This window comes from Methylotuvimicrobium sp. KM2, assembly GCF_038051925.1.
In the GTDB taxonomy this organism is placed as follows: Bacteria; Pseudomonadota; Gammaproteobacteria; order Methylococcales; family Methylomonadaceae; genus Methylotuvimicrobium.
Genome location: NZ_CP150634.1, coordinates 2,566,382 through 2,591,631, shown reverse-complemented (window position 1 = coordinate 2,591,631; position 25,250 = coordinate 2,566,382). Strand labels below are relative to the sequence as shown.

At 47.6% G+C, this 25,250-nt stretch carries 26 protein-coding genes; 18 read left to right on the top strand and 8 right to left on the bottom strand.

Annotation, left to right across the window (positions count from 1 at the left end; genetic code table 11):
* Nucleotides 1-54: 54 nt before the first annotated feature.
* The 3 genes from dnaK to dapB all read left to right on the top strand — a co-directional run bounded on the left by dnaK (nt 55) and on the right by dapB (nt 4,107).
* A complete protein-coding gene (dnaK, locus tag WJM45_RS10985) occupies nt 55-1,989 on the top strand; it encodes a molecular chaperone DnaK (RefSeq protein WP_341325151.1) in 1,935 nt (644 codons plus the stop codon).
* Nucleotides 1,990-2,141: 152 nt separating this feature from the next.
* Entirely contained in the window at nt 2,142-3,296 is a 1,155-nt protein-coding gene (gene dnaJ / locus WJM45_RS10980; protein WP_341325150.1) for a molecular chaperone DnaJ, read from the top strand.
* 4 nt (nt 3,297-3,300) lie between these two features.
* Nucleotides 3,301-4,107 (top strand): 4-hydroxy-tetrahydrodipicolinate reductase, encoded by an 807-nt coding sequence (dapB, locus tag WJM45_RS10975; RefSeq protein WP_341325149.1) that lies wholly within the window; start codon nt 3,301-3,303, stop codon nt 4,105-4,107.
* 451 nt (nt 4,108-4,558) lie between these two features.
* Here the strand turns inward: dapB and WJM45_RS10970 are convergent, their stop codons facing one another.
* Together WJM45_RS10970 and WJM45_RS10965 are read right to left on the bottom strand one after the other, a co-directional pair.
* On the bottom strand, nt 4,559-4,765 hold the full coding sequence (locus WJM45_RS10970; protein ID WP_341325148.1) for a hypothetical protein: 207 nt from the start codon (nt 4,763-4,765) through the stop codon (nt 4,559-4,561).
* Nucleotides 4,766-4,838: 73 nt separating this feature from the next.
* Nucleotides 4,839-5,108 (bottom strand): molybdopterin dinucleotide binding domain-containing protein, encoded by a 270-nt coding sequence (locus tag WJM45_RS10965; RefSeq protein ID WP_341325147.1) that lies wholly within the window; start codon nt 5,106-5,108, stop codon nt 4,839-4,841.
* A gap of 286 nt (nt 5,109-5,394) precedes the next feature.
* Here WJM45_RS10965 and WJM45_RS10960 point away from each other — a divergent pair, with 286 nt between their 5' ends.
* From WJM45_RS10960 to WJM45_RS10950, 3 genes are all read left to right on the top strand, one after another.
* Nucleotides 5,395-6,276 carry a LysR family transcriptional regulator gene (locus tag WJM45_RS10960; RefSeq protein ID WP_341325146.1) on the top strand — a complete coding sequence of 294 codons (882 nt, stop codon included), beginning with the start codon at nt 5,395-5,397 and terminating at the stop codon, nt 6,274-6,276.
* 351 nt (nt 6,277-6,627) lie between these two features.
* A complete protein-coding gene (locus WJM45_RS10955; protein WP_341325145.1) occupies nt 6,628-7,542 on the top strand; it encodes a quinoprotein relay system zinc metallohydrolase 2 in 915 nt (304 codons plus the stop codon).
* A gap of 229 nt (nt 7,543-7,771) precedes the next feature.
* Nucleotides 7,772-8,599 (top strand): quinoprotein dehydrogenase-associated SoxYZ-like carrier, encoded by an 828-nt coding sequence (locus WJM45_RS10950; RefSeq protein WP_341325144.1) that lies wholly within the window; start codon nt 7,772-7,774, stop codon nt 8,597-8,599.
* Between the two features lie 53 nt (nt 8,600-8,652).
* On the opposite strand, the gene WJM45_RS10945 is transcribed toward WJM45_RS10950, so the two are convergent.
* The 3 genes from WJM45_RS10945 to WJM45_RS10935 form a co-directional block, all read right to left on the bottom strand.
* Complete coding sequence (locus WJM45_RS10945) at nt 8,653-9,240, bottom strand: Uma2 family endonuclease (protein WP_341325143.1); 588 nt, start codon at nt 9,238-9,240, stop codon at nt 8,653-8,655.
* Nucleotides 9,241-9,310: 70 nt separating this feature from the next.
* A complete protein-coding gene (locus WJM45_RS10940) occupies nt 9,311-9,688 on the bottom strand; it encodes a hypothetical protein (protein ID WP_341325142.1) in 378 nt (125 codons plus the stop codon).
* Nucleotides 9,689-10,026: 338 nt separating this feature from the next.
* Nucleotides 10,027-10,485 (bottom strand): DUF302 domain-containing protein, encoded by a 459-nt coding sequence (locus tag WJM45_RS10935; RefSeq protein WP_341325141.1) that lies wholly within the window; start codon nt 10,483-10,485, stop codon nt 10,027-10,029.
* A gap of 38 nt (nt 10,486-10,523) precedes the next feature.
* Between WJM45_RS10935 and mobA the strand changes: the two genes are divergently transcribed.
* Complete coding sequence (gene mobA, locus WJM45_RS10930) at nt 10,524-11,120, top strand: molybdenum cofactor guanylyltransferase MobA (protein WP_341325140.1); 597 nt, start codon at nt 10,524-10,526, stop codon at nt 11,118-11,120.
* 642 nt (nt 11,121-11,762) lie between these two features.
* Here the strand turns inward: mobA and WJM45_RS10925 are convergent.
* The gene (locus WJM45_RS10925; RefSeq protein ID WP_341325139.1) at nt 11,763-11,996 is read right to left on the bottom strand and encodes a DUF2835 domain-containing protein; all 234 of its coding nucleotides are present in this window, start codon (nt 11,994-11,996) and stop codon (nt 11,763-11,765) included.
* Between the two features lie 49 nt (nt 11,997-12,045).
* Entirely contained in the window at nt 12,046-12,921 is an 876-nt protein-coding gene (gene htpX, locus WJM45_RS10920) for a protease HtpX (RefSeq protein WP_341325138.1), read from the bottom strand.
* A 117-nt stretch (nt 12,922-13,038) separates the two neighbouring features.
* Here htpX and WJM45_RS10915 point away from each other — a divergent pair, with 117 nt between their 5' ends.
* A complete protein-coding gene (locus WJM45_RS10915) occupies nt 13,039-14,145 on the top strand; it encodes a sorbosone dehydrogenase family protein (protein WP_341325137.1) in 1,107 nt (368 codons plus the stop codon).
* A gap of 225 nt (nt 14,146-14,370) precedes the next feature.
* Nucleotides 14,371-14,973, top strand: coding sequence for an NUDIX domain-containing protein (locus WJM45_RS10910; protein ID WP_341328932.1), 603 nt, complete (start codon nt 14,371-14,373; stop codon nt 14,971-14,973).
* 28 nt (nt 14,974-15,001) lie between these two features.
* On the opposite strand, the gene WJM45_RS10905 is transcribed toward WJM45_RS10910, so the two are convergent.
* Nucleotides 15,002-15,376 (bottom strand): hypothetical protein, encoded by a 375-nt coding sequence (locus WJM45_RS10905; RefSeq protein WP_341325136.1) that lies wholly within the window; start codon nt 15,374-15,376, stop codon nt 15,002-15,004.
* Between the two features lie 274 nt (nt 15,377-15,650).
* On the opposite strand from WJM45_RS10905, the gene tviB reads away from it, so the two are divergent.
* The 9 genes from tviB to WJM45_RS10860 all read left to right on the top strand — a co-directional run bounded on the left by tviB (nt 15,651) and on the right by WJM45_RS10860 (nt 24,661).
* On the top strand, nt 15,651-16,922 hold the full coding sequence (gene tviB / locus WJM45_RS10900) for a Vi polysaccharide biosynthesis UDP-N-acetylglucosamine C-6 dehydrogenase TviB (protein ID WP_341325135.1): 1,272 nt from the start codon (nt 15,651-15,653) through the stop codon (nt 16,920-16,922).
* A 3-nt stretch (nt 16,923-16,925) separates the two neighbouring features.
* On the top strand, nt 16,926-17,933 hold the full coding sequence (locus WJM45_RS10895; RefSeq protein ID WP_341325134.1) for an NAD-dependent epimerase: 1,008 nt from the start codon (nt 16,926-16,928) through the stop codon (nt 17,931-17,933).
* Nucleotides 17,934-18,001: 68 nt separating this feature from the next.
* On the top strand, nt 18,002-18,391 hold the full coding sequence (locus tag WJM45_RS10890) for a four helix bundle protein (RefSeq protein WP_341325133.1): 390 nt from the start codon (nt 18,002-18,004) through the stop codon (nt 18,389-18,391).
* A 143-nt stretch (nt 18,392-18,534) separates the two neighbouring features.
* Nucleotides 18,535-19,677 carry a TIGR03088 family PEP-CTERM/XrtA system glycosyltransferase gene (locus WJM45_RS10885; protein ID WP_341325132.1) on the top strand — a complete coding sequence of 381 codons (1,143 nt, stop codon included), beginning with the start codon at nt 18,535-18,537 and terminating at the stop codon, nt 19,675-19,677.
* Between the two features lie 40 nt (nt 19,678-19,717).
* Nucleotides 19,718-21,604 carry an XrtA/PEP-CTERM system amidotransferase gene (locus WJM45_RS10880; RefSeq protein WP_341325131.1) on the top strand — a complete coding sequence of 629 codons (1,887 nt, stop codon included), beginning with the start codon at nt 19,718-19,720 and terminating at the stop codon, nt 21,602-21,604.
* Between the two features lie 148 nt (nt 21,605-21,752).
* Nucleotides 21,753-22,388, top strand: a complete 636-nt coding sequence (locus tag WJM45_RS10875; protein ID WP_341325130.1) for a hypothetical protein — start codon at nt 21,753-21,755, stop codon at nt 22,386-22,388.
* Between the two features lie 10 nt (nt 22,389-22,398).
* Complete coding sequence (locus WJM45_RS10870; protein ID WP_341325129.1) at nt 22,399-22,674, top strand: hypothetical protein; 276 nt, start codon at nt 22,399-22,401, stop codon at nt 22,672-22,674.
* Entirely contained in the window at nt 22,671-23,579 is a 909-nt protein-coding gene (locus WJM45_RS10865) for an HprK-related kinase A (protein WP_341325128.1), read from the top strand. Before WJM45_RS10870 ends, WJM45_RS10865 begins: the two co-directional genes overlap by 4 nt.
* The gene (locus tag WJM45_RS10860; RefSeq protein ID WP_341325127.1) at nt 23,579-24,661 is read left to right on the top strand and encodes a nucleotidyltransferase family protein; all 1,083 of its coding nucleotides are present in this window, start codon (nt 23,579-23,581) and stop codon (nt 24,659-24,661) included. The genes WJM45_RS10865 and WJM45_RS10860 overlap by 1 nt, the downstream gene beginning before the upstream one ends.
* The last annotated feature ends 589 nt before the right edge of the window (nt 24,662-25,250 follow it).

Here is a 25,250-nt window from a genome sequence, read left to right as displayed (position 1 = left end):
CCCATATCGTAATCGACTAATTTTTTAAATACACTCTCAAGTCTGGAGCAATCAATGGCTAAAATAATCGGAATAGATTTAGGAACCACGAATTCTTGCGTGGCTGTGCTCGAAAACGGCACCGCACGCGTCATCGAAAATAGCGAAGGCGCTAGAACCACGCCTTCAGTCATCGCTTTCACCAAGGATGACGAGGTGCTCGTCGGGCAATCGGCCAAGCGTCAAGCGGTAACCAATCCCGAAAACACACTGTTCGCAATCAAGCGTTTGATAGGCCGCCGCTTCAAAGACGATGTTGTGCAAAAAGATATTAAAATGGTGCCGTATAAAATCGTGCCGGCCGATAATGGTGATGCTTGGGTTGAATGTCACGGTAAAAGAATGGCGGCACCTGAAGTTTCGGCTCGGGTCTTGATGAAACTGAAAAAAGACGCCGAAGCTTATTTAGGTGAAGAAGTTAAAGAAGCGGTCATTACCGTACCGGCTTATTTTAACGATTCTCAGCGTCAGGCAACTAAAGATGCGGGCCGAATTGCGGGTCTCGACGTCAAGCGTATTATCAACGAGCCGACCGCAGCCGCGTTGGCATTCGGGATGGACAAACCGAAAGGCGATATGAAAATTGCCGTGTACGACTTAGGCGGCGGTACATTCGATATTTCAATCATTGAAATCGCCGAGATCGAGGGCGAGCATCAGTTCGAAGTATTGTCGACCAATGGCGACACTTTCCTCGGCGGTGAAGACTTCGACCTGCGCATCATCGATTTTCTGGCCGACGAATTCAAACGCGACAACGGTATCGATTTGCACAGCGATCCATTAGCGCTGCAACGACTCAAAGAAGCAGCAGAAAAAGCCAAAATCGAATTGTCGTCTTCGCAACAAACCGATATCAATCTGCCTTATGTCACGGCCGATGCGACAGGACCAAAACATTTAAATGTCAAATTGACTCGGTCTAAATTGGAATCCTTGGTAGATGATCTGATTGATAAAACCAAAGCCCCATGCCTAATGGCGCTAAAAGACGCAGGCTTATCCGCGTCCGACATTGACGATGTGATTTTGGTCGGCGGTCAAACTCGAATGCCTCGCGTTCAAGAATTCGTTAAATCGATCTTCGGCAAAGAGCCGCGTAAGGATGTTAATCCGGATGAAGCAGTTGCTTTAGGTGCAGCGATTCAGGCCGGCGTATTAGGCGGCGATGTCAAAGATGTATTGTTGCTCGATGTAACGCCTCTATCGCTCGGTATCGAAACCTTGGGCGGTGTAATGACGAAATTGATCGAGAAAAATACAACGATTCCGACCAATGCTTCACAGGTTTTTTCAACGGCGGACGACAATCAAACCGCTGTAACGGTTCATGTTTTACAAGGCGAACGGGAAGTTGCCAGCGGTAACAAATCGCTGGGTCGTTTCGATTTGGCCGATATTCCACCTGCGCCGCGCGGCGTTCCGCAAATCGAAGTGACTTTCGACATTGATGCTAATGGTATCTTGAATGTCTCGGCTAAAGACAAAGCGACAGGTAAAAAACAGTCAATTGTGATCAAGGCCTCTAGCGGTCTATCCGATGAAGAAGTCGATCGCATGGTCAAGGATGCCGAGGCGCATGCCGATGAAGACCGCAAAGTGACCGAATTGGTGAGTGCGCGTAATCATGCAGAAGGGATCATCAATGCCACCGAAAAATCGATGAAGGAGCTCGGCGATCAAGTTTCCGCCGATGAAAGGTCGTCGATCGAAACTGCGATCAATGAATTGAAAGAAGCTCTGAAAGGAAGCGATAAAGAGTCTATCGAAGCCAAAACCAATGCGCTGACCGAATTGTCCGGTAAACTGGCTGAACGCGTTTATGCGCAAAAAGCGGAAGCCGAAGGCGGTGCCGAAGCTCAGCAGCAGTCGTCTTCAAGTGCTTCGACAGCCGATGACGGCGTGGTCGATGCCGAGTTTGAAGAAGTCAAAGACGACGACAAGAAATAATTCCATGCCGGCGCCGGTCGACTTGCCGTTTACGGTATGTCGACCGGCGCCGAATTTGATAGTACCAAGGCATGGTGTTTTATAACGCTACTCAATCGAGCCTTTATTTCTACGGGAAATAATGTGACTGTATCGAACGATAATTAATAGACATGGCAAAAGAAGATTACTATAAGCTTCTCGGCGTCGATAGAAACGCCAGCGACGCGGAAATCAAAAAAAGTTACCGCCGCATGGCAATGAAATTCCATCCGGATAGAAACAAAGATAATCCTGATGAAGCTGAAGCAAAATTTAAGCAAATAAAAGAGGCTTATGAGGTTTTATCCGATCCTAAAAAAAGATCCGCATACGATCAATTCGGTCATGCCGGCGTCGATGCATCGATGGGTGGCGGTCCGGGCGGTTTCGGAGGCTTTGGCGGGGGATTTAGCGGCGAAAGTTTTAGTGATGTCTTCGGCGATGTTTTCGGCGATATTTTTGGTGGCGGAGGACGTGCTCGCGGCGGTGTTCAACGTGGCGCAGATCTTCGTTACAACCTTGAGTTAACCCTAGAAGAAGCGGTAGGCGGAACAGAAGCAAAAATTCGCGTGCCGGTCATGGTCGTGTGTGACGAATGTCATGGGTCCGGCGCAAAAAAAGGCTCGTCTCCGGTCACTTGCTCGACCTGTCATGGTCATGGCCAAGTTCGGATGCAACAAGGTTTTTTCTCGGTTCAACAAACCTGTCCGACGTGCGGCGGAACCGGCAAGCAAATCAAAGACCCTTGCCGGAAATGTCATGGACAGGGCCGGGTACAGGATACTAAAACATTGTCGGTCAAAGTACCTCCCGGCGTCGATACCGGCGACCGCATTCGTCTGTCCGGAGAAGGTGAAGCCGGTAAGGGCGGCGGCCCGGCCGGCGACTTGTACGTTCAGGTTCATGTCAAGGATCATCCGATATTTACCCGCGATGGGGCCAATTTATATTGCGAAGTACCGATCAGTTTCCCGACTGCTTGTTTAGGCGGAGAACTGGAGGTGCCGACGTTGAACGGTCGAGTCAAATTGAAAATTCCTGCCGAAACTCAAACCGGCAAATTATTCAGGTTACGCGGCAAAGGAGTGAAGCCGGTTCGCGGAGGCGCTATCGGCGATTTGCTTTGCCGCGTGCAAATCGAAACGCCGGTGCATTTGACCAAGGAACAAAAAGAGATGGTTGAAAAACTCGGCGAGTCTTTAACCGGCGGCGGTAAGCAACACAGTCCTCAAGAACACTCTTGGATGGATGGAGTAAAAAGTTTTTTTGACAAATTGACAGGATAATCAAATGACAAGAATTGCCGTGGTTGGCTCTTCCGGAAGAATGGGCTTGTGCTTGATTAAAGCGGCCGCTTTTGCCGATAATGCCGAATTAACCGTTGCCGTTTCAAGGCCGGACAGCTTATCGATCGGCAAGGATGCAGGAGAATTGGCCGGTATCAGCCCTGTGGCGGTCAAAATAGTCGATAGTTTAGTATCGGTAACGGACAAGTTCGATGTGCTGATCGATTTCACGAGGCCTGAACCGTCGATGGAGTATATCGAGATTTGCCGCCGAGCGGGAAAAAGTATTGTGATCGGCACGACCGGTTATAGTGAAGAGCAAAAACATGTCATCGCCAAGACGTCAGAGCAAGTGCCGATCGTAATGGCGCCTAACATGAGTGTCGGCGTTAACTTGTCTCTGAAGTTACTTGAGATGACCGCGAAAGTCATGGGCGATTATACCGACATCGAAATCGTCGAAGCACATCACAGGCATAAAATCGACGCGCCTTCCGGAACCGCATTGCGCATGGGTGAGGTTGTCGCATCGGCGTTAGGCCGAGATTTGAAGGATTGTGCGATCTATGGTAGGGAAGGCGTCACCGGCGAAAGAGACCGCAAAACAATCGGTTTTTCGACGATTCGGGCAGGGGATATCGTCGGAGAGCACACCGTAATGTTTGCCGATGAGGGCGAGCGCGTCGAAATCACTCACAAAGCCAGCAGTCGCATGACTTTCGCGAATGGAGCCGTCAGAGCCGCAACCTGGCTGAAAGACAAACCGAACGGTTTGTACGATATGCAGGATGTGTTAGGTTTAAAAGATTAAACTAAGGATTTGGCCGTAAATAACTTCCCTATTTTAAGGAGGGTTCGGTTGCTCGATTGGCAGGTGTCGGCGGCAGGGAAAGCCGCCGTCAAGCCTACACGGACGTATTCACGGCGTCCTGCCAAGCGAGTGACCGAACCCTCAACAAGGCTCATTGTTCCAGGACGTTATTTATCACGAAATCCTAACATAATCATTTTAGAAAAAGCACTTAACCATGAAGAGCATCAAGTAATTTGAAGATTGAATTTGTTGATTTTTTAGCGCTGTTCTTCATGGTGAATTGATTGTTTATGATGCCATCGCCAATACTTTCACAGCCTCCCCAGCTTGAGAAACCGGTGCTCCAAGCTTACGCTTTGCAAAGATAAGCCCTCCTTCTTTTTTTCGATTGCGAGTTGTGATCACAGTTCGTTGCCCGCTTCACGGTCTTCCGAGGGAGTCGATACATTCAAATCCCTTCTTGCTCCATATGCTCCTTTCTTCGGTCGGCGTTTTCCTGCAGCAAAGATTCTATCTTTTTAGCATCCTCAAGTGCTTTGGTTTGCGTTTCGAGTAGCTTTGATTGTTGAGAGGCGTCAGTTTGCTGTTCCGAACCCGAGCAAGCCGCGAGGGCAATGGTTAAAAACGCTGAGATCAATTTGAATTGGATTTTCATGTCGATTTCTTTGGTTATGCGTTTACAAGCCCCCCCCCCGGCGCGAAGCCGGGGAGAAAGGTGAGACCTTAGTTTATTCGCTTATTCGGTGTCTCGCCTGATAGCAGAATACCATGAAAACGGTCCCTTGCTGTATGTCCAGTTCGGCACGGGCATAGGCGCTGAGTTTGTCGCACCGCGATTCGACCGTAATGGAGCCTCCCGGTTCGACACCAAGTTTTTCCAAATCCAGCGGATGCACGCTAACGACCGGGTCGGGTTCGATCGAGTTCTGTGTCGCTGAATGTCGCGTCATGCTGCCGGTGTGCCAGTGCTCGAGTTGACGACCGGTGATGAATATCAAAGGTATATACTCATCGGATATCAAAAAAGCCTTTGCCGAGCACCCCGGCGCCTCCTTAGGCACTGCCGAAATTTGAAGTGCGAAAGGTATACAAGGAGTTCGCGATGTTGTCGGATGTTCTGCTTCATGCTCAGTTTGAGCACTTTAACCTAGCTATGATATAGGTTACAACTCATCATTTTTGAGTAAAATCATCAGAAATGCTGATAAAGCCTTTTGTGAAAGTTGAACGAGTCGTTAAAATGATTTTGCGATAACGTTATTTAGCATGATTATTCAGTAATTTATGAATCCAACACATTTGTTGACCTTTGCTGTAGTGGCTCGTTTTAAAAGTATCACGCAAGCTGCGGAGTATCTGCATTTGGGGCAGCCGGCAGTTTCGGGGCAATTAAAATTACTGCAAAATCAAATCGGAGAACCTTTGTATTTCCGTAAAGGTTATCAGATCGAGTTGACACCTGCGGGACAAGGTTTATTGGAATATGCGCAGCAAATGACCGATATCTTCAATCAGGCCGACGAGTATGTTCGTTGCTTGCAACAAATTAATGCCGGAACTCTAAGACTCGGTTCGACGACGACAATTGCCAGTTTTTATTTGCCGCAATATCTAGTCCAATTGCAAACATTGCATGCCGGAGTAAATGTCAGAATGAAGACCGGCGATACCGATGAAATTATTCGAAACCTCGAAGATTTGGATTTAGGCTTTATCGAAGGTCCGGTGCATGATCAGGAACTGCCCGGCAATTATCAGGTTATCAATTGGCAGGAAGACGAGATTGTTTTAGTTTTGCCCGAAGACCATCAAGTTGCCCGTGATAATCCAGAGTTTGTGCCGTTGGATGTGTTCACGACGCATCAGGTAATATGGCGAGAGCCGGGCTCAGGCGCTCGGCAAGCCGTGGAAATGTGGTTAGCGTCGGCGGGAATACAACCCAAAATCTCCATTGAAGTGACCGGTGTCTCGGGTATCAAAGAAGCGGTGCGCGCGGGCTTGGGAATTGGCTTTGCCTCGTCGCAAGCCTTGCGAAACGAGCGGCAGGGTTTGGTCGCGAAAAGGCTCAATGCACCGACCGGTTTAATCTGGCAGCTTAAGATCATCGCTCCGAAAAAGGCGATACGATCCAGAGCCACACAGGCTTTTTTGGATTTGTGTTTATGAGGGTTGATACTTTGTAATAACTCGCTCAGAGGGACTGGGGCGCAGAGATTTAGAATTTAATTACGGCTCAAACTTTAGAGCATGAAACTAAAATCGGAAATTGGCTTACGGCCATGGAAAGCATACTCTATACCTTTCGCACTTCAAATTTCGGCAGTGCCTGAGGAGGCGCCAGGGTGTGCGGCAAAGGCTTTGCCAGCATGGAGCTGGCATAGAGCCTACAGGGATGTATTCACGGCGTCCTTTGACGGACACCCTGGTGCCGAATTTTGATCTGCGATGGGTATATCCGCACGACTCTCTGTGCCCATGGGCCTCCGCGCGATGAAATATTGATTTTAGGAGTTTGTTTTGCGTTATTTGATTATTGTCATTTCGTCGTTTTTTTGTGTAGCGACCCATGCCGGCGTCGTGTTGAGCATTGAGCAAGTCGCTGATGGTATTTATGTGCATCAAGGCAAGCATGAATGGCCCGATCACAAGAATCACGGTGCGATCGCTAATATCGGCTTCATAGTCGGCGAACGCTGCGTCGCGGTGATCGATACCGGCGGTAATCCGGAAGAAGGAAAATCGCTCAAGCGCGCGATTGCCAAAACGACCGGTAAACCAATTTGTTATGTGATTAATACCCATGTTCATCCCGATCATATTTTCGGCAATATCGCATTTAAGGAACCGGGCACTCAATTTGTCGGACATCATAAACTAGCCAGAGCGATGGCCGCGCGTGGGCAATTCTATATCGATAAAGCCGAAGACCAGATTGGTATGGCATTGTCCGCCGAACATATCATTCCGCCCGATATAGAGGTTGAAAAAGCGTTGCTCTTGGATCTGGGAGGGCGGGAATTGCTGTTGACCGCGCATCCTACCGCGCATACCGATAACGACTTGAGCATCTACGACCGGAAGACCGATACCTTATGGCTCGGCGATTTGTTTTTTATCGGGCATTTGCCGACTCTCGACGGCAGTTTAAAAGGTTGGTTGGCGGAACTTACGGAATTAGAAAAAAAGTCATTCAAGCAGGTCATTCCCGGGCACGGGCCGGTAGTCACGGATTGGCCTAAGAGTCTCGAGTCGCAAAAACGTTATCTCGGAACTTTATTGACCGAGATTCGTAAAATGATTAGAAACGGAAAATTTATCGAAGATGCGATCGAGCAGGTCGGTTATGAATTTAAAGGCCAATGGCAGTTGTTCGACGAATTTCATAAAAAAAATGTCACGGCGGCGTTTGCCGAATTGGAATGGGAAGATTGATATTTCGTTTATTAAGGAACAAGCATGAAATAACTTCGACAAATGCTGAAGGGGGTTCGGTGGCTCGATTGACAGGCGTCGGCGGCAGGGATAGCCGCCGTCGAGCCTACATGGATGTATTCACGGCGTCCTGTCAAGCGAGTCGCCGAACCTCCACAGTGCCTAAAACTTGTAGAAGTAAATTTGTGCATATTCCTAACCCATTAATTTACCTAACAGGAGAAACAAAATGATAAATAAAATAATTGGGGCCCTCTGCTTGGCTTTAATAGCAAATGGGGCTTTGGCTGCCGAAGACGAGTCGGCCTGGACTTCGCAATTGAAAGATCAATTTTTCGCCGGGCGCACGATTATCGAATCCGATGCCGTGATTGAACTCGATGCGCCTTATCGAGCCGAAGACCCCGCATTGGTGCCGTTGAAAATCGTTAGTAAAATTCCGCAAACCAACGACAGATACATCAAAAAGATTTTGGTGCTGGCAGACAAGAATCCTTTTCCTTATGTCGGCGAATTTGAATTCACTCCCGATAGCGGTAAAGCGGATTTAGCAATGAGAGTTCGTGTCAATACCTATAGCTTTGTTCGCGCGATCGCCGAAACGAGCGACGGCCAGCTCTATATGACCAAGAAATTCGTCAAGGCCAGCGGCGGCTGTTCGGCACCGATTGGAGCGGATTTGGATGCGGCAATGCAACGGCTCGGCAAAGCCAAGTTCAGATTGGCCGATAATATCAAGCCGGGTGAAGCGAATGAGGCGCAATTATTCATTAGCCATCCCAACATCACCGGCATGCAGATGGATCAAGTGACGCGCTTTGTCAAAAAATCGCATTTTGTCAATCAGGTTAATGTGTCATTCAATGACAAGCCGATCCTGACGGCGAAAACCGATATCGCGATCAGTGCCGATCCGAATTTCCGGTTTTATTTCATACCGGAAAAGAGCGGCATTTTGAAAGCGGAATTTTCCGATATGTCTTGTCAAAGTCCGACCAGTCGTGCGAACTGTAAAGCCGGTCAAAGTTTTACCGAAACTTTGGCTGTAAAACCGTAAAACAGTATATGACCGGGATTGGCGAAACCAAAGCCGACATGGCTTGGTTTCGTTTAGCTGCTTGGATCGGATTCGAAAGCGACTTTGTCGTAAATTTCTTTTAGGCTTAACACGCAGTCGATGCTTTCCAGGTGAACGCTTGCATCAAGGCCGGCGGTTTCGGTCAAAAGCCAAGCGTCGCCTTGCCGGACATAGCGCTCGATCAGCGGCTGGTCTTGAGCGACCAACAGATATTCGCGAAGCGATTCGATTTTGCGGTAATGCGAAAATTTAGCGCCTCTATCGTAGGCTTCGGTAGAAAGCGATAACACCTCGATAACAACCGACGGGTTGATCAATGTATCGACATTGTTGTCTTCGAATTGCGGCGTGCCGCAAACTACCGCGATATCCGGATAATGATAGCTGCGCGCCTTTTTAGCCTTGACCCGCATGTCATTGACGTAAGCCTCGCAGGAGCGGTTTTTGAGTTGAGCTCTTAGCTCGCTCGCAATATTGATATTAATCAGATTATGTTCGCGGCTTGCGCCGGTCATCGCAAACATTTCGCCGTCGACGAATTCGCTTTTGATATGCGCTTGACGTTCGATCGCTAAATATTCTTCTTGGGTATAATACTTCTTATTGAGTACAGCAGGCATAAACAGCCTCCTTTGTCTGAGCTCATCCGATTCGTCAAAAGCTTCTTATCATCGGCGAATCGTGAAGGTGTTATTTCACGAAACAACTTTTTTCGGCATAAGCCTCGGCTTCTTCCATCAGCTTCCTCAATCGTTTGGCTTCCGGCGGGTCGCGGAATACGCCGCCGGCCTCGCCCGGTGTTTTACGCATAAAACCGAAGGTTCTAGCTTGATCGTAATCGGCAAAACTCATTTTTTCAGCAATTTTGTCTATTTTGCATCCGCAGCCGTATTGGGTAATGTAAGTCAATCCGCCTTTCTGAGCGATACAACTCAGCACATAATCGACGCGTTCCTGAGTCGGAAAATCGCTGACGAAAGGTGCGTCTTCATCGAGTTTTTCTTGAGTTGTACTACAGCCGGCTAGAGCGGAGAGAAAGACTGAACCGATTAGAAGTTTGATATTCATGCGAAGGTCTCTAGTTCCTGATTTGATAAAGTGAAAAATAGTAACTATTCAAATTCCCCCTATCATTCCACTGCTCCCGCGTGGGAATGAAGACCGAGACGCTCTAGCGTCTCTCTCAGGCATTCTCACGCAGAGCGTGGGAACGATAATTGCCGGTGGACTAAATAGTTACAAAAAAATGCTCTTAACCTAGTCTTAACAAATGTAGTGCCTATGGTCTAAGTTATTGAAGCATAAAAATTAAACAACGTGCCAAAAAAGCTTTTCATAGTCTTAATATTCAATGGCTTATGCTCGGTAAATATTAACGCTGGGTTAACAAAAGCGTGGTCGATAAACTATTCTTCGGCGGCAAAATCGACAATTTGTTTGAGCATGTCGTTCATTTTAACAGAAAATGCATCGAGTTCTGGATTACCTGTGTCGATAGGCAATAAATGCGTACTGACGACTGTTTTACCCTCAAATGCATAGAGCACGACATTGCAAGGCATATGTTTGACCGCATGGGGCGACAGAGTCAATAGCGTTTCGGCGTGAGTCAGATTACAAAATTGTAATGTATCGTAATCCGGAAAATTTACCGTTCCTCGATCTCTGATCACTTTTCCGATACGACTATGTGCGGTAATTCGTAAATTATGTTCTGCAATGGCGATTTTGATCTCCGCCAGCACGTCATCGTAAGGTTTGAGCGTTTCGACCCGGTAATATTCGATGAATTCACCGTTTTTATGCGCGGTGTTGCAGCTTGTAATAATCATCAGGCTTGCGAAAATAACGGTCAATCTTGTCATACAGTTTAATTCCCATTCACTATTAACAGCTTAACATCATGAGCAATCCAACAAAAGTGACCGGCGTTATTTTGGCCGGCGGACTCGCCCGACGCATGAATAACCAAGATAAGGGTCTGGTGTTGTTTCGTCGAAGGCCAATGGTCGCCTATGCGATCGATTCAATTAAGCCGCTGGTCGACCAAGTCATTATCAATGCCAATCGCAATCTCGACGCCTATAGACAATTCGGTTTGCCGGTCGTATCCGATCAGAACGGTAATTTTGAAGGTCCCTTGGCCGGCATTCTTTCCGCGATGACATATTCCGGTGCCGGACTATTGTTGGTATTGCCTTGCGATTCGCCATTAATTACGACCGATCATTTGCATAGATTGTTAAAAGCAGGTCTTAACCCCGATATCGATGTCGCCGTTGCCTTTGATGGCGAGCGCTTACACCCGGTGTTTTTGGCCATCAAAACAACGCTCGAATCCAGTTTGAAAAATTATCTAGGCAGCGGCGAGCGTAAGATCGACCGTTGGTTGATGAAGCATCGAATGATTCAGGTCGATTTTAGCGACGACTCCGAGGTTTTTGTCAACGTGAATACTTTAGATGCATTGTCCGCGTTAGAAGGGCAGAGCAGTGAATAATCTCTATCGCCTACTCCCTTTTGATTGAAAAACCGTACAAGAATAAAAGGTATGGGGTGTGTCTATCGAGGACCGCCGTGAACCCATCCATGGGGGCTTGACGGCAGCAATCCCTGCTGCCGACATCCTCGCTAGCCACACCCCATACCTTCATAAAGTTAGCTGTTTTTTGAGTATAAAGGGAGTAATATGACCAATGCGGATTTGGGTTTTTCACTGCTGTCCGTCGCGACCGACGAACGAGGAGAAACACAAGTTATCGAACTGGTCGGTGAATAGCTTAGACGATTTACGTGGACAAGCAGGACATCGTAACCTTGATGACGATTGGTGCGCATCCCGAATTATTGGCACTCGGATATTAAAAAAATCGAAAGGTTTTTCGAGGATGTCGCTGAAATTAAAGTCGTTCAGGTCGATTGAGAAACCGAAATTGCCGGGGGATAGTTACATAATCCTAGAAAAAGCATTTCACCATGAAGATCATGAAGAATAGGAAGTTAATTCAATAGCTTATTACGCGTTTGTATAGAACTTTCGCTCACCAAAAAGGTTAGCGAGAAGGATTTGGTAAGTTCTTGGAATCCTTCATGAACTTCATGTGCTTCATGGTTAAACTGCCGAATTCAGGATAATAAGAAGTTAATTGAATAACTTCTTGATCCCGACGAATTTGTTTTGCGGCGTCAGTTCCATTTCGAAATATCCGTGAATACCTTGCCGAGTCAAAAAAGACTGGATGTTGCCGGCAGGAAATTGAATGCGTCGTCCGTCGTCGGCAATGACCGATATGGTTTTGACCAGGCCTTGATAGACGCCGAGGTATTGATCGTAGCTCAGGTTGAGCCTGAAACGTATGAAAATCGATTGGGTCATCGAAAGGTATCGGGCCAGCAGACTGGCCCGATAGTCTGTCTGTTTCTGGTTAACGGCTATTTTGCAAAGCCGCGATACGTTCTTCCAAAGGCGGATGGCTCATGAACAAACGGTGCATGCGGCTGCCGTGAATACCGAATGCGGCCAATTGTCCCGGCAGTTCTTCGGGTTCATGTGCCCGTTGCAAGGCCCGTAGCGCATTGATCATTTTGTCGCGCCCGGCCAATTTAGCTCCACCCGCATCGGCACGGTATTCGCGGTAACGCGAGAACCACATGACCAGCATCGATGCCAAGATCGACAACACGATTTGCATGATCATCTGCGTGATGTAATAAGCCGGACCGTAACCGCGTTCGGTTTTGAACACGACTCGGTCGACCGTATGGCCGATCACCGTCGCGAAGAAATACACGAAGGTATTCACCACACCTTGCATCAAAGCCATCGTGACCATGTCGCCGTTGGCAACGTGACTGATTTCGTGGCCGAGAACCGCTTCAACTTCTTCGGCGCTCATGCTTTGGAGCAAACCCGTGCTTACTGCAACCAAGGCGTTGTTTTTATTCATGCCGGTCGCAAATGCATTCGGGTCCGGTGTTTGGAAAATGCCGACTTCCGGCATGCCGATACCGGCCGCTCTCGCTTGACGAGCGACAACATCGATTAACCATTTTTCGGTTTGATTTTGCGGATGTTCGATGACATGCACGCCCATCGCGCTCTTAGCCGACCATTTGGATATCGCCAATGAGATCGCCGAGCCGGTGACGCCTATAATAGCCGACATCAGCAGTAAGGCGTTTAGATTAAGGTCGACACCTTGGGCATCCAGTACGCCGCTGATGCCGAAAATATTAAAGATAACGCTGATAACGACCAATATGGCGGCATTGGTTGCTAAAAAAAGAAGTATACGCATCATAAGTGTATTACCTTTAGTTTATTAAATGTTGATTACGATATAAGGGATAATTTTTTTATTTCAAGCGCTTTTTAGAGTGTTACCATACCGAAAAGTTTATTCGTTGGAGGCCTCTGTATGAAAGCCAAAATCTTTTTTATGCTATCGCTAATTCTAGCGTGTCCGGTTCATGCCGCAAGTGTCAATGAAGTTTTAAAAAAATTACAGCTGCCGATCGGTTTTTCCATTTCATTATTTGCCGAGAATCTTCCGAATGCCCGTTCATTGGCGCAAGGCGAAAAAGGCGTTATTTTTGTCGGGAGCCGTCAACAAGGCGCCGTTTATGCGGTTCAAGACACTAATGGCGATGGTAAGGCCGACAAACGCTATGTCATCGCGACCGATTTATACATGCCTAACGGCGTGGCGTTTCAGAACGGTTCGCTATATGTTGCGGAAGTCAACCGGATTATCCGTTTCGACAATATCATCGATAATTTGGCGAACCCGCCTAAACCAGTCGCGGTCTTCGACGGTTTACCTTCCGATCGGCATCACGGCTGGAAATATTTACGTTTCGGCCCGGACGGCAAGCTCTATACCGCGGTCGGTGCGCCCTGCAATGTTTGCGAGCCGGATAAAAAAATCTATGCAACCTTGATTCGCTTGAACCCCGACGGTTCCGATCTTGAAATTTTAGCGCATGGGATAAGAAATACCGTCGGTTTCGATTGGCAGCCCGGAACGAATACGCTGTTCTTTACCGAAAACGGCCGCGATCTAATGGGGGACGATATTCCGCCCGATGAATTGAATCAATGGACGGAGTCCGGTCAGCACTTCGGCTTTCCTTATTGCCACGGCGGCACTATTGCCGACCCGGAATTCGGCAAGCAACGAAGCTGCGAGGAATTTGTCGCTCCTGCATGGCAATTCAAGGCTCATAAAGCGCCATTGGGTATGCGTTTTTATCGAGGCGATCAATTTCCCGAACGCTTTAAACAACAGCTATTCGTTGCCCAACACGGTTCATGGAATCGGAGTCAGCCTCACGGTTATCGCATCGCCTTGGTCAAATTTAAAAACGGCAGGCCTGTATCCGAACATTCCTTCATTTCCGGTTGGCTAACATCGTCCGATGAGGTTTTGGGGCGTCCGGTCGATATCCTGGAAATGCCGGACGGTAGTTTGTTGATTTCCGACGATAACTTAGGTGTTATTTATAAGGTAACCTATCAAAAATAATATAGATAAGGAATATGCACAAAATAATTTCTACAAGCATTACGCTTTGTGGCGGTTCGGTGACTCGCTTGACAGGGCGCCGTGAATACGTCCATGCTTGGCGGCGGAATCTGATTGCCATGGATGGCATGAATGCAGATTTTGCAGGAGCAAAAATCTGCCCTGCCGCCGACACCTGTCAATCGAGCCACCGAACCCCCTTCCTACATTTGTCGAGGTTATTTCATGTTTGTTCCTAAGGATTTTAAAGTTCTCGATAAGTATGAGGTTTATCACGGTTTTTTCCGGTTGGAAAAATACCGGCTTAAACATCGTTTATTCGCCGGCGGTTGGAGCCCGGAAATCGAACGCGAATTATTCAGACGCGGTTCTTGTGTCGCGGTCTTGTTATACGACCCGGTCAAAGATACCGTTGTTTTGATCGAACAATTCAGGGTCGGTGCGATTTTAAGGCCGGAAACCCCTTGGTTGTTGGAAATCGTTGCAGGAGCGGTCGAGGAGGGCGAATCGCCGGAGGAAGTCGCTTACCGAGAGGCGATCGAAGAAGCCGGCTGCGAGATTCTGGAATTACTGCCGATCAATGCGTTTTACACGACTCCCGGCGGTTCGTCGGAGTGGCTTAGCCTTTATTGCGGCAGAATCGATAGTACCGGCGTCGGCGGAATTCATGGTTTAGATCATGAGCAGGAGGATATTCGGGTTTCGGTCGTGAGTTTCGATGAGGCTTATCGGCTCATGGAGCAGGGTAAAATTAACTCGGGGATTCCGATCGTTGCGATTCAATGGCTGGCATTGAATCGCGATAAACTCAGAAGTCGATGGGCTTGAGTGTTGCTGTTTGGGCGAATGCGCTGGTTTATTTGAAATTTTTGGGAACCATCGGTTTATTATCGAATAGGGTATGCCAGCCCAAGGCTATTCGGTAAACCAGCCACAACACGGCAAATAGCAATAAAAACCAACCCAAGCCCATCGCAAACGTCAATCCGCTTGCCGCTAACAATGCGACAGCGACCCAAGCGGTTTTGATTTGCCAGTCGAAATGAGATTCCAACCAAGTGCCCCGAACATCGTTTCGTTTAATGAAGTTAATCGCGACACCGATGAAAATAGGCAAGCCCGCAAAACCGAATGCCAGGACTTGACATAAATAGACGATGCCGGTTAGGTTTTTGAGCTTTTCCATTTTTTCGGCGTTGTTTTTATTATTATCGGTTTCATTACTATTCATGAGGTATCTCCTTACATAGCGTCGAACATTATGAGTTCATAAATTGCTTGTAAGTTCCCCTAGCGAATTCAATAAAATAAAGGATGCCGGCTCGATTGGTTTAAGTAGTCGAAAAAATTACGAAACTGTAATAAATCGCGCTTAAAATTAAATTACGCTCTGCTAAGCTTTATCAAAAATTAGAAAAGTGAGCTTTATTAAGAATCGTCTTTGGTAACGTTTTGCTGTTTAGAAATATTTAATATTCGAGTTTTAGAAAAAGGAATAAAAACCTATGTTAGAAAATGCCAAGTTGGGAATGATCGGTCTCGGTTATGTCGGTCTGCCCTTAGCCGTCGAATTCGGGAAGAAATACCCGACAATCGGTTTCGATATCAATGCAGAGCGTATCAAAGAGTTGCAAAACGGGAGCGATCACACGCTTGAAGTCGACGAGGAAGAATTAAAAGAAGCCGTTCATTTGACTTATACCTCATCGGCCGAGGAAATCAAAGCCTGCAATATTTACATTGTTACGGTGCCAACACCGATCAATGAATATAAACAGCCCGATTTGACTCCATTGGAAAAAGCCAGCGCCCTGCTAGGCGGGCTGATTAAACCTAACGATATCGTTATTTACGAATCGACCGTTTACCCCGGCGCGACCGAGGAAGTTTGCGTGCCGATTCTGGAAAAAATATCGGGGTTGACATTCAACCAAGATTTCTTTGCCGGCTACAGCCCGGAACGGATTAATCCCGGCGACAAAGAACACCGAGTCACCAATATTCTCAAAGTGACCTCCGGTTCGACTCCCGAAATCGCCGACCGCATCGACCGGCTTTATCAAAGCATCATCACGGCCGGCACGCACAAGGCCAGTAGTATTAAAGTCGCCGAAGCGGCCAAAGTCATCGAGAATACGCAACGCGACCTGAATATCGCATTGATCAATGAATTAGCGATCATCTTCAATAAACTCGGCATCGATACCGAAGAAGTGTTGTTGGCTGCCGGCACCAAATGGAATTTTTTACCGTTCCGGCCCGGATTGGTCGGCGGACATTGTATTGGTGTCGACCCTTATTACTTGACTCATAAGGCCCAAGCGATCGGCTACAATCCCGAAGTCATTTTGTCGGGACGCCGTATCAATGACGGCATGGGCGAATATGTCGTGTCGCAATTAATCAAATTGATGCTCCAAAAACGCATCCATATCAAAGATTCCGATGTGCTGATCATGGGTTTGACGTTCAAGGAGAATTGCCCCGATTTACGCAATACCCGTGTCGTCGATATCGTCAAAGAACTGCAAAGTTACGGCGTTAACGTGCATGTTTACGATCCTTGGATCGATCCGGCCGAAGCGTTTGAGGAATACGGCATAACAACCATCGACAAGCCGGAAGACGGGCGTTACGATGCGATGCTCTTGGCCGTAGCGCATGAGCAATTCAAGCGAATGGATATCGCTTCAATCAAGGCGATGGGTAAAAAAGACTCGGTAATTTACGATTTGAAATACGTTTTTCCGGCCGAACTGACTGACGCACGTTTGTAATTTATGAAAATACTGGTAACTGGAACCGCCGGTTTTATCGGCAATCATTTGGCTTTGCGTCTGCTCGAAAGAGGCGATGAAGTCATCGGAATCGACAATCTAAACGACTATTACGATGTCAATCTGAAAAAGTCACGCTTGGCGCGAATACTCGATCATGAGCATTATACCGATATCCGAGCCGACTTGGCCGACCGGGATAGCATTGAACAGGTATTCAAAGAGCATCGTCCGGAGCGCGTCGTCAATTTAGCCGCGCAAGCCGGCGTGCGCTATTCGATCGAAAACCCGCATGCTTACATCGACAGCAATATCGTCGGCTTCATCAACATTTTGGAAGGCTGCCGGCATTACGGTGTCGAACATTTGGTCTATGCATCGAGCAGTTCGGTATACGGTGCGAACGAAAGCATGCCGTTTTCGGTTCACGACAATGTCGATCATCCGTTGAGTCTTTATGCGGCTTCGAAAAAAGCCAACGAACTGATGGCGCATACCTATAGCAATCTCTATAACCTGCCAACGACCGGATTACGATTCTTTACCGTATACGGGCCTTGGGGGCGGCCTGATATGGCTTTGTTTTTGTTTACCAAAGCCATACTAAATGGCGAAAAAATCCAAGTTTTCAATTACGGTAAGCATCGCCGCGATTTCACCTACATCGACGACATTGTCGAAGGCGTGATCCGGACACTTGATAATATTGCTCAACCTAACCCGGATTGGACCGGCGCGAAACCCGACCCCGGAACTAGCCGCGCCCCATGGCGGGTTTACAACATCGGGAATCAAAGTCCTGTCGAGTTGATGAAATATATCGAAGTATTGGAACAGTGCTTGGGCAAGACCGCCGAAAAAGAATTACTGCCGCTGCAACCCGGCGACGTCCCCGACACCTATGCCGATGTCGAAGCGCTGGTGCAAGATGTCGGCTATAAGCCAGGAACGCCGATTGAAGTTGGGATAGCGCGGTTTGTTGAGTGGTATGGGAGTTACTATAATTTTTAGTGAGCAGTGAGCAGTGAGCAGTGAGCAGTGAGCAGTGAGCAGTGAGCAGTGAGCAGTGAGCGGTATAGATGGGTGAAGCTGAGAGGGACTACAAACCACATTACCAATTGCAAGCATGGCAATCGGCAATGCATTTAGTAAAGTTGGTATATCTCTGGTCTCAAGATTTTCCAATCGAAGAAAAGTATGGTTTACAGCCGCAAATTAGGCGGGCGGCAATTTCCATTCCATCCAACATTGCTGAAGGTGCTGGAAGAACGGGATCGCGCGAGATTGTCCATTTTTTGAGCATAACCAAAGGTTCTTTGAGCGAATTGGAAACACAATATCTTCTTGCACTTGATCTTGGTTTTGCCTCATCGGATCAGGTGCTTGAAGATATGTTAACCAGAACATCAAAATTAGTCTCAGGACTTCATAAGTTTCATAAACAGAAGATAGATAGTAGTAAGCGGTGAGCAGGGGGAGAAGAGAGTGGTAAACAGTTAGTAAATGGGCATTTTTACTTGACAAGGCTAATATTAGTTTCAAAATCCCGCTAACCGCTAACCGCTAACCGCTAACCGCTAACCGCTAACCGCTAACCGCTAACCTTAAACATATGCCCCTAAATCAAACGCCCCCCCTAATCGCCCACATCATCTACAGCCTCGGCGTCGGCGGATTGGAGAATGGTTTGGTGAATTTGATTAATCGCATGCCGTCCGATCGCTACCGGCATGTCATCATTTGCCTGAAAAACAGCACTGATTTCAAAAATCGCTTGCAGCGGAAAGACGTCGAAATTTACGAATTGAACAAACGGGAAGGGCAGGACTGGCAGTCATTCGTGAAAATGTATCGTTTGCTCAAACAAATCAAGCCGGCGATCGTACATACGCGCAATCTCGCCGCGATCGAATATCAGGTTCCGGCGCTGTTGGCCGGCGTCAAACATAGAGTGCATGGCGAGCACGGCTGGGATGTGTTCGACCCGGACGGCAGCAACAAAAAATATCGATTATTGCGGCGCATGCTGGGATTGATAATCGATCGCTTCATTCCGCTTTCCGGCCATCTCGACAATTATCTGCGCGAAAAAGTCGGTATTCCCGACTCGAAAATCCGGCGCATCTGTAACGGCGTCGATACCGAGCGCTTTCAGCCGGCACGTCCGAAAGTCGTTGTCGGCGATTGTCCCTGGCCCGATGCCGAAAAAAGGTTGATCATCGGCACGGTCGGCCGCATGCACGGGGTTAAGGATCAAATGACGTTGGCGCGGGCTTTTGTCGAATTGCTGAAGCGACATTCCGAATCTAAAAATGCGGTCGGATTGGTCATGATCGGCGAAGGGCCGTTACGTACAGAAGTGAGGCAATTGTTGGTTGAAAACGATTTGCTCGATCAGGCCTGGCTGCCTGGCGAACGAAGCGACGTTGCCGAACTGATGCGCGGTTTCGATGTTTTCGTCTTGCCGTCCCAGGCCGAAGGCATTTCGAATACGATACTCGAGGCGATGGCGAGCGGTTTGCCGGTGATCGCAACACGCGTCGGCGGCAACCCCGAGCTCGTAGAACACGGCAAAACCGGGTTTTTAGTTGAAAGACAAAATCCGTCCGAGTTAGCGGGTAGGCTAAGCGACTATATCGGCGATTCGAAGCTATGTATCGAGCACGGCAGCAAAGGTCGCGAACGGGCCTTGCAAGCTTTTTCTATCGATGCGATGGTTAAAAATTATCTGAGCGTGTACGATTCATTACAGTGACACGCTCAATTCAAGAGTTTTTATTTTTCCGGAAAATACTATGTGTGGAATCGTCGGCATTTTTGATCTAAAGGAAAAACGCGAAATCGACCGCGAGTTGCTGGGACGGATGAACGAGGTGCAATATCATCGTGGCCCTGACGAAGGCGGTTTGCATACCGAACCCGGCTTGGGATTCGGTCATCGGCGTTTGTCGATCATCGATCTTTCGAGCGGACAGCAACCGATGCACAGTCAAGACGGCAATGTCGTATTGACTTACAACGGCGAAGTCTATAATTTTCCCGAATTGCGCAAAGAACTCGAAGGACTGGGCTATACCTTCAAGACGCATTGCGATACCGAAGTGATCCTGATCGGTTGGCAGGCATGGGGCGAGTCTTGCGTGGACCGTTTGCGAGGCATGTTCGCATTCGCGATTTGGGATAGGGCGAAAGAAACTTTGTTTCTAGCGCGCGACCGCTTAGGCATAAAGCCTTTGTATTACGCCGAATTGCCGAACGGACAGTTTATATTCGGTTCGGAACTGAAAGCGCTGAAAGTCCACCCGCAATTACCGAGAGAGCTCGATGCTACGGCGGTCGAAGATTATTTCGGCTTCGGCTATATCCCCGATCCGAAAACGATCTACAAAAACGTTCACAAACTCGAGCCCGGATTCAAGCTAACGATCAAGCGGGGTCAACAAGAATACCGGCCCGTGCAATATTGGAATGTCGAATTCGGCGTCAGGCAGGTTAAAAGCGAACAAGAAACTGCCGAAGAACTGATTGAGCGTTTTCGCGAAGCGGTCGACATTAGAATGGTTGCCGATGTGCCTCTCGGCGCGTTTTTGTCGGGTGGCGTCGATTCGAGCGGCGTCGTCGCGATGATGGCCGGTCTTTCCGAACAACCGGTCAATACCTGCTCGATCTCGTTCGGCGATCCGGCCTTCAATGAATCGAAATATGCGCAGTTGGTTGCCGAACGCTACCATACGGCTCACCGCGTCGAACAAGTCGATCCGGACGATTTTCATTTGATCGATCGTCTGGCCGGACTTTACGACGAACCCTATGCCGACAGTTCCGCGCTACCGACTTATCGCGTCTGCGAATTGGCGAAGAAGCAAGTGACGGTGGTTCTTTCGGGCGACGGCGGCGACGAAAACCTGGCTGGTTACCGGCGTTACCGTTGGCATACTTACGAAGACCGTATGCGGCATATCATGTCCGATGGATTGCGCAAACCGCTGTTCGGTTTTTTAGGGAGAACCTATCCTAAAGCCGATTGGGCGCCGAAAATCTTCAGGGCCAAGTCGACCTTCGAATCGATCGCGCGCGATTCGCTCGAAGGCTACTTTCACAGCGTTTCGGTCAATTCGAACGAAATTCGTAACGCCTTGTTTAGCCAAAACTTGAAACAAGAACTACAAGGCTATCAAGCGGTCGAGGTATTCAGACGGCATGCCAAAAATGCCGCTAGCTATGACGCTCAGTCGCTAGTACAATATCTCGATATCAAAACCTACTTGCCCGGCGATATCTTGACCAAGGTCGACCGCGCCAGCATGGCGCACGCGCTTGAAGTCCGCGTACCGTTGCTCGATCATAAGCTGGTCGAGTGGTTTGCAAGTCTTCAACCGGATTTAAAATTGAAGGGCCGCGAAGGCAAATATATTTTTAAAAAGTCTTTAGAGAATTATTTGCCGGACGATATTTTGTATCGCTCGAAAATGGGTTTTGCGGTTCCGTTGGCAAGTTGGTTTAGAGGTCCTTTGAAAGAAAAAGTGAGGTCCGCCTTACTCGGAAATACTATGCTGGATTCCGGATTGTTCGAGCAAAGTGTTATTGAAAAGATGCTGGATCAGCATCAAAGCGGGCTACGGGATAACAGCACTACGCTTTGGTCCTTGCTCATGTTCGAAGCGTTTATGCGAAACGGCTAAACAGAACGGATATTGGCTATATTTCATGATTTAATTTTTTTAAGGTATTAAATTGATATGTACTTTTGTCCAGTGTACTACAGCTGAAAATTCTGTTAGAGTCCGCGAAGATTTGTTCCCTTTTCAATTTTTTGAATGAAGGTGCACCATGAAAAATCAAGAAAACAATCCTGAATTACAGCAGCAGATTGATAAAAAAAGACGGTTTATCGGCAAAGCCGGTCTCGTAACGCCCGTTCTCGCAACCCTCGCCAGCCGGCCGGTATTCGGTGCTCAGTGTATATCTCAGCAGCTTTCCGGTAATATATCGCAGACCGGACCCGGTAGTTGTGCTACAGGACATCCAATCAGTTATTGGGCGGATCCCGCTGAAAGTACGGTGCCAGGAGAAACTTTCGGAACAGGTGAAGAAAACCAGAGAACCGAGTATATCTTTAAAGGTACGGAAGGACTTATCTACGGCCGTTTGCTCAATACCAAGCTTGATGCTTCCGGTCTTCAAGCCTATTGTTCTGAAAGTCCAAGCCCTTGGAATCTAGGCGCAAGTTTTCAAGACAACATATGGTCAGGAGCGTCTAATAACGACCAATTGCGCCTTATATTATGCAACGGGGTTTCAAACCCCAATGATGCACATATCGTAGCAGCTTATCTTAATGCTCAATTCGTTGATAAGTATATTTTGACCACTGCCCAAGTCATCGGCCTAGCATCGGGGGTTATTCCTGTTCCTTCGGGTTATTCGAATCTCAGATCGTTTCTTGCATCGACTTTTTCATTGTGATTGGACTTAGATGTCGAATATATCCCGTCTAAAATTTAGATATTGGACGGATGCCTGTGCGGTCTATAACACACTGACCGGGGAAACCCATCTGTTCGACAATGATTACGGCTGGTTGCTCGAGTCGTTTTTTAAAAAGCGCGTTTCGCGTTTGGAAAGCATCGACATGTTTGCGGAACGGTTTGCGTTCGATTCGTCGGCTGAGTTAGAAGAAGCGCTCGATCTTTTCTTATCGGAATGCTATCGTTTATTTCTTTTGCCATCGGACGAAAACGTCGCGCTTTGAAACTGTTATCCATTTCGAAACCAAGCCTCAAGAGCCAATTGAGCAGTCCGTCAGGACTTACCTTTAAAATCGGCGGTTTCAATGTCAATTTGTCATCCTCTATCGGACATCTTGCCGGTCATTTAATCCATCTTTACGGCGAATACGAACTGACAGAAGCAGCGCAGTTCACCGATTTTCATGTTGCATTAAATCCTCCTCAATTGCTTAGGAGGTTTATACGACCCCAAGTCGTTTTCTCTTTCGATGGCCATATTCCATTCAAGCCGCTGCCTTTCGAACAAGCGTCGGCGTTATTCGAATGGGGACTCAATTGGTGCATCGCCAATCATTCCAATCAGTTTCTCATCCTACATGCCGCTGTTGTAGAAAAAAACGGTCAAGCCATTATTTTTCCCGGTAGCCCCGGTAGCGGTAAAAGCACCTTATGTGCGGCGCTGATATTAAGCGGCTGGCGTTTACTGTCGGATGAAATGGCTCTGATTTCGACGGCAGAGGGTTTGCTCTATCCGGTTCCTCGACCGGTGAGTCTTAAAAACGAGTCGATTGATGTTATTCGCCGGTTTTCCGAATCGGCGGTATTCGGACAGATCGTCAAAGACACGGCTAAAGGCAGCGTCGGGCACCTGCGACCTCCGAAACAAAGCGTCGAATTAAGCACCGTACCTGTAACCCCTTCGCGTTTAATATTTCCTAAATACAGGGAAGGCTCCAAAACGATGTTGACCGAGCTGGATAAAGGAAAAGCGATGTTGCGGGCCGCTGAAGATTGTTTTAACTATAACGTTTTAGGTGCTTTGGGTTTCGATATCTTGGGCGACACCATCGACCGATGCGATTGTTTCACTTTCGAATATAGCGATTTGTATGAAGCCGTCAGGCTTTTCGATGGATTTCACGGCTGATGCAAGCGATTTCGAAATTCGTGTTGAATCGCGTTTACATTAAACCTAGCGTCGCCGACGATTTGAACACGGCGCAGTGGGAAATGCTGATTCGTCAAGCCCGTGCCGCAGATATGTTGGCCCGGTTGGCATGGCGGTTAAAAGACGCAGGGATTTTCGATAGCGTGTCCGTCAAACCGCGAGTTCATTTAGAGTCGGCCTTGATTCATGCCGACCGTTTTGAACTTTCGTTGACGTGGGAAATAGAGTGTATTCAGTCGGCCTTAAGTTTTTTGGACATTCCTATCGTCTATTTGAAAGGTGCCGCTTACCGATTAGCCGATGATCAAGCGGCGCATTGTAGGGTATTTTCGGACATCGATATTTTGGTTGCCGAAGACAAGTTACCGGAAGTCGAACGGGCTTTGATCAAAGACGGCTGGATGACAACGACGCTCGATGCCTACGATCAAAAATATTACCGGCAATGGATGCACGAAATTCCGCCGATGCGGCATTTAAAGCGCCAAACTACGCTTGATGTTCACCATAATATCTTGCCTAAAACCTGTCGATATTCTCCCGATTCCGCTAAGTTATTGTCGAATTGCGTGAAGGTGGTAGATAGAAATTGCTGGGTGTTGGCTCCGGAAGACAGGGTGTTACACAGTGCTTCCCATTTGTTTCATGAGGGCGAATTGGATCACGGTTTCAGGGATTTATGTGATTTGGATTCGTTGATCCAACAGCACTCGGAAAAAAGCGGTTTTTGGGATAAATTGCTGCTCAGAGCCGATGAACTTAATCAACGCATTCCGCTTTACTATGCTTTACGCTATACCCACGCTTTATTGGACACTCCGATCCCGGAAAACGTGTTACATGAATCTGAGGGTTTTTTGAAGGGGCGCTTTCATCGGTACTTCATGGACTTTTTATATTTGAGAGCTTTGATGCCGAATCATGCCAGCTGCGGCGACCGGTGGACCGGATTAGCTCGTTGGTTGCTGTATATCCGTTCGCATTGGTTAAGAATGCCTTTTTATCTACTGATTCCTCATTTATTCAGAAAAAGTTGGTTGCGTTTGAGAGGCGATGAATAACACTGACTCTGAAACTTAAATTTCATCAACGCTGGAACTTTCGATTATTCTAGAAAAAGCATTTAACCATGAAGATCATGAAGAATAGGAAGTTAATATAATTTCTTGTCATTCGGTTGCGCATAAATTTTCATCAGCCGAAAGGTCAGCGATAATTTTTACTGTAAAATTCATGGAGTCAGTCTTATTATCTAATTTTTCGATATACAAAACTCTGCTGAGGCAATACCGGTTCCGAGAAGGATGCGGTTGCTCAATCGGCAGGCGTCGGCGGCAGGGATAGCCGCCCTCGAGCTTACATGTACGTATTCACCCAGCACCTAAATTCCATAACCTATTGGTCATGGTTAATCATCTTGGATAATTCATCCAGCACCTATAATAAGCCATGCATTTGATCATTGCCAAAGACCTATGGAATTTAGGTGCTGGATTTAGGTGCTGGGTTCACGGCGTCCTGTCGGGCGAGTAACCGCACCCTCTCCCACTTTCATTTTCCGGGGTGGTTGCCAGGCCTTCATGAACGTTAGGTTATTTCTTGAAATTCTTTATGAATTTCATGTCCTTCATGGATAAACCGCTGAATTTA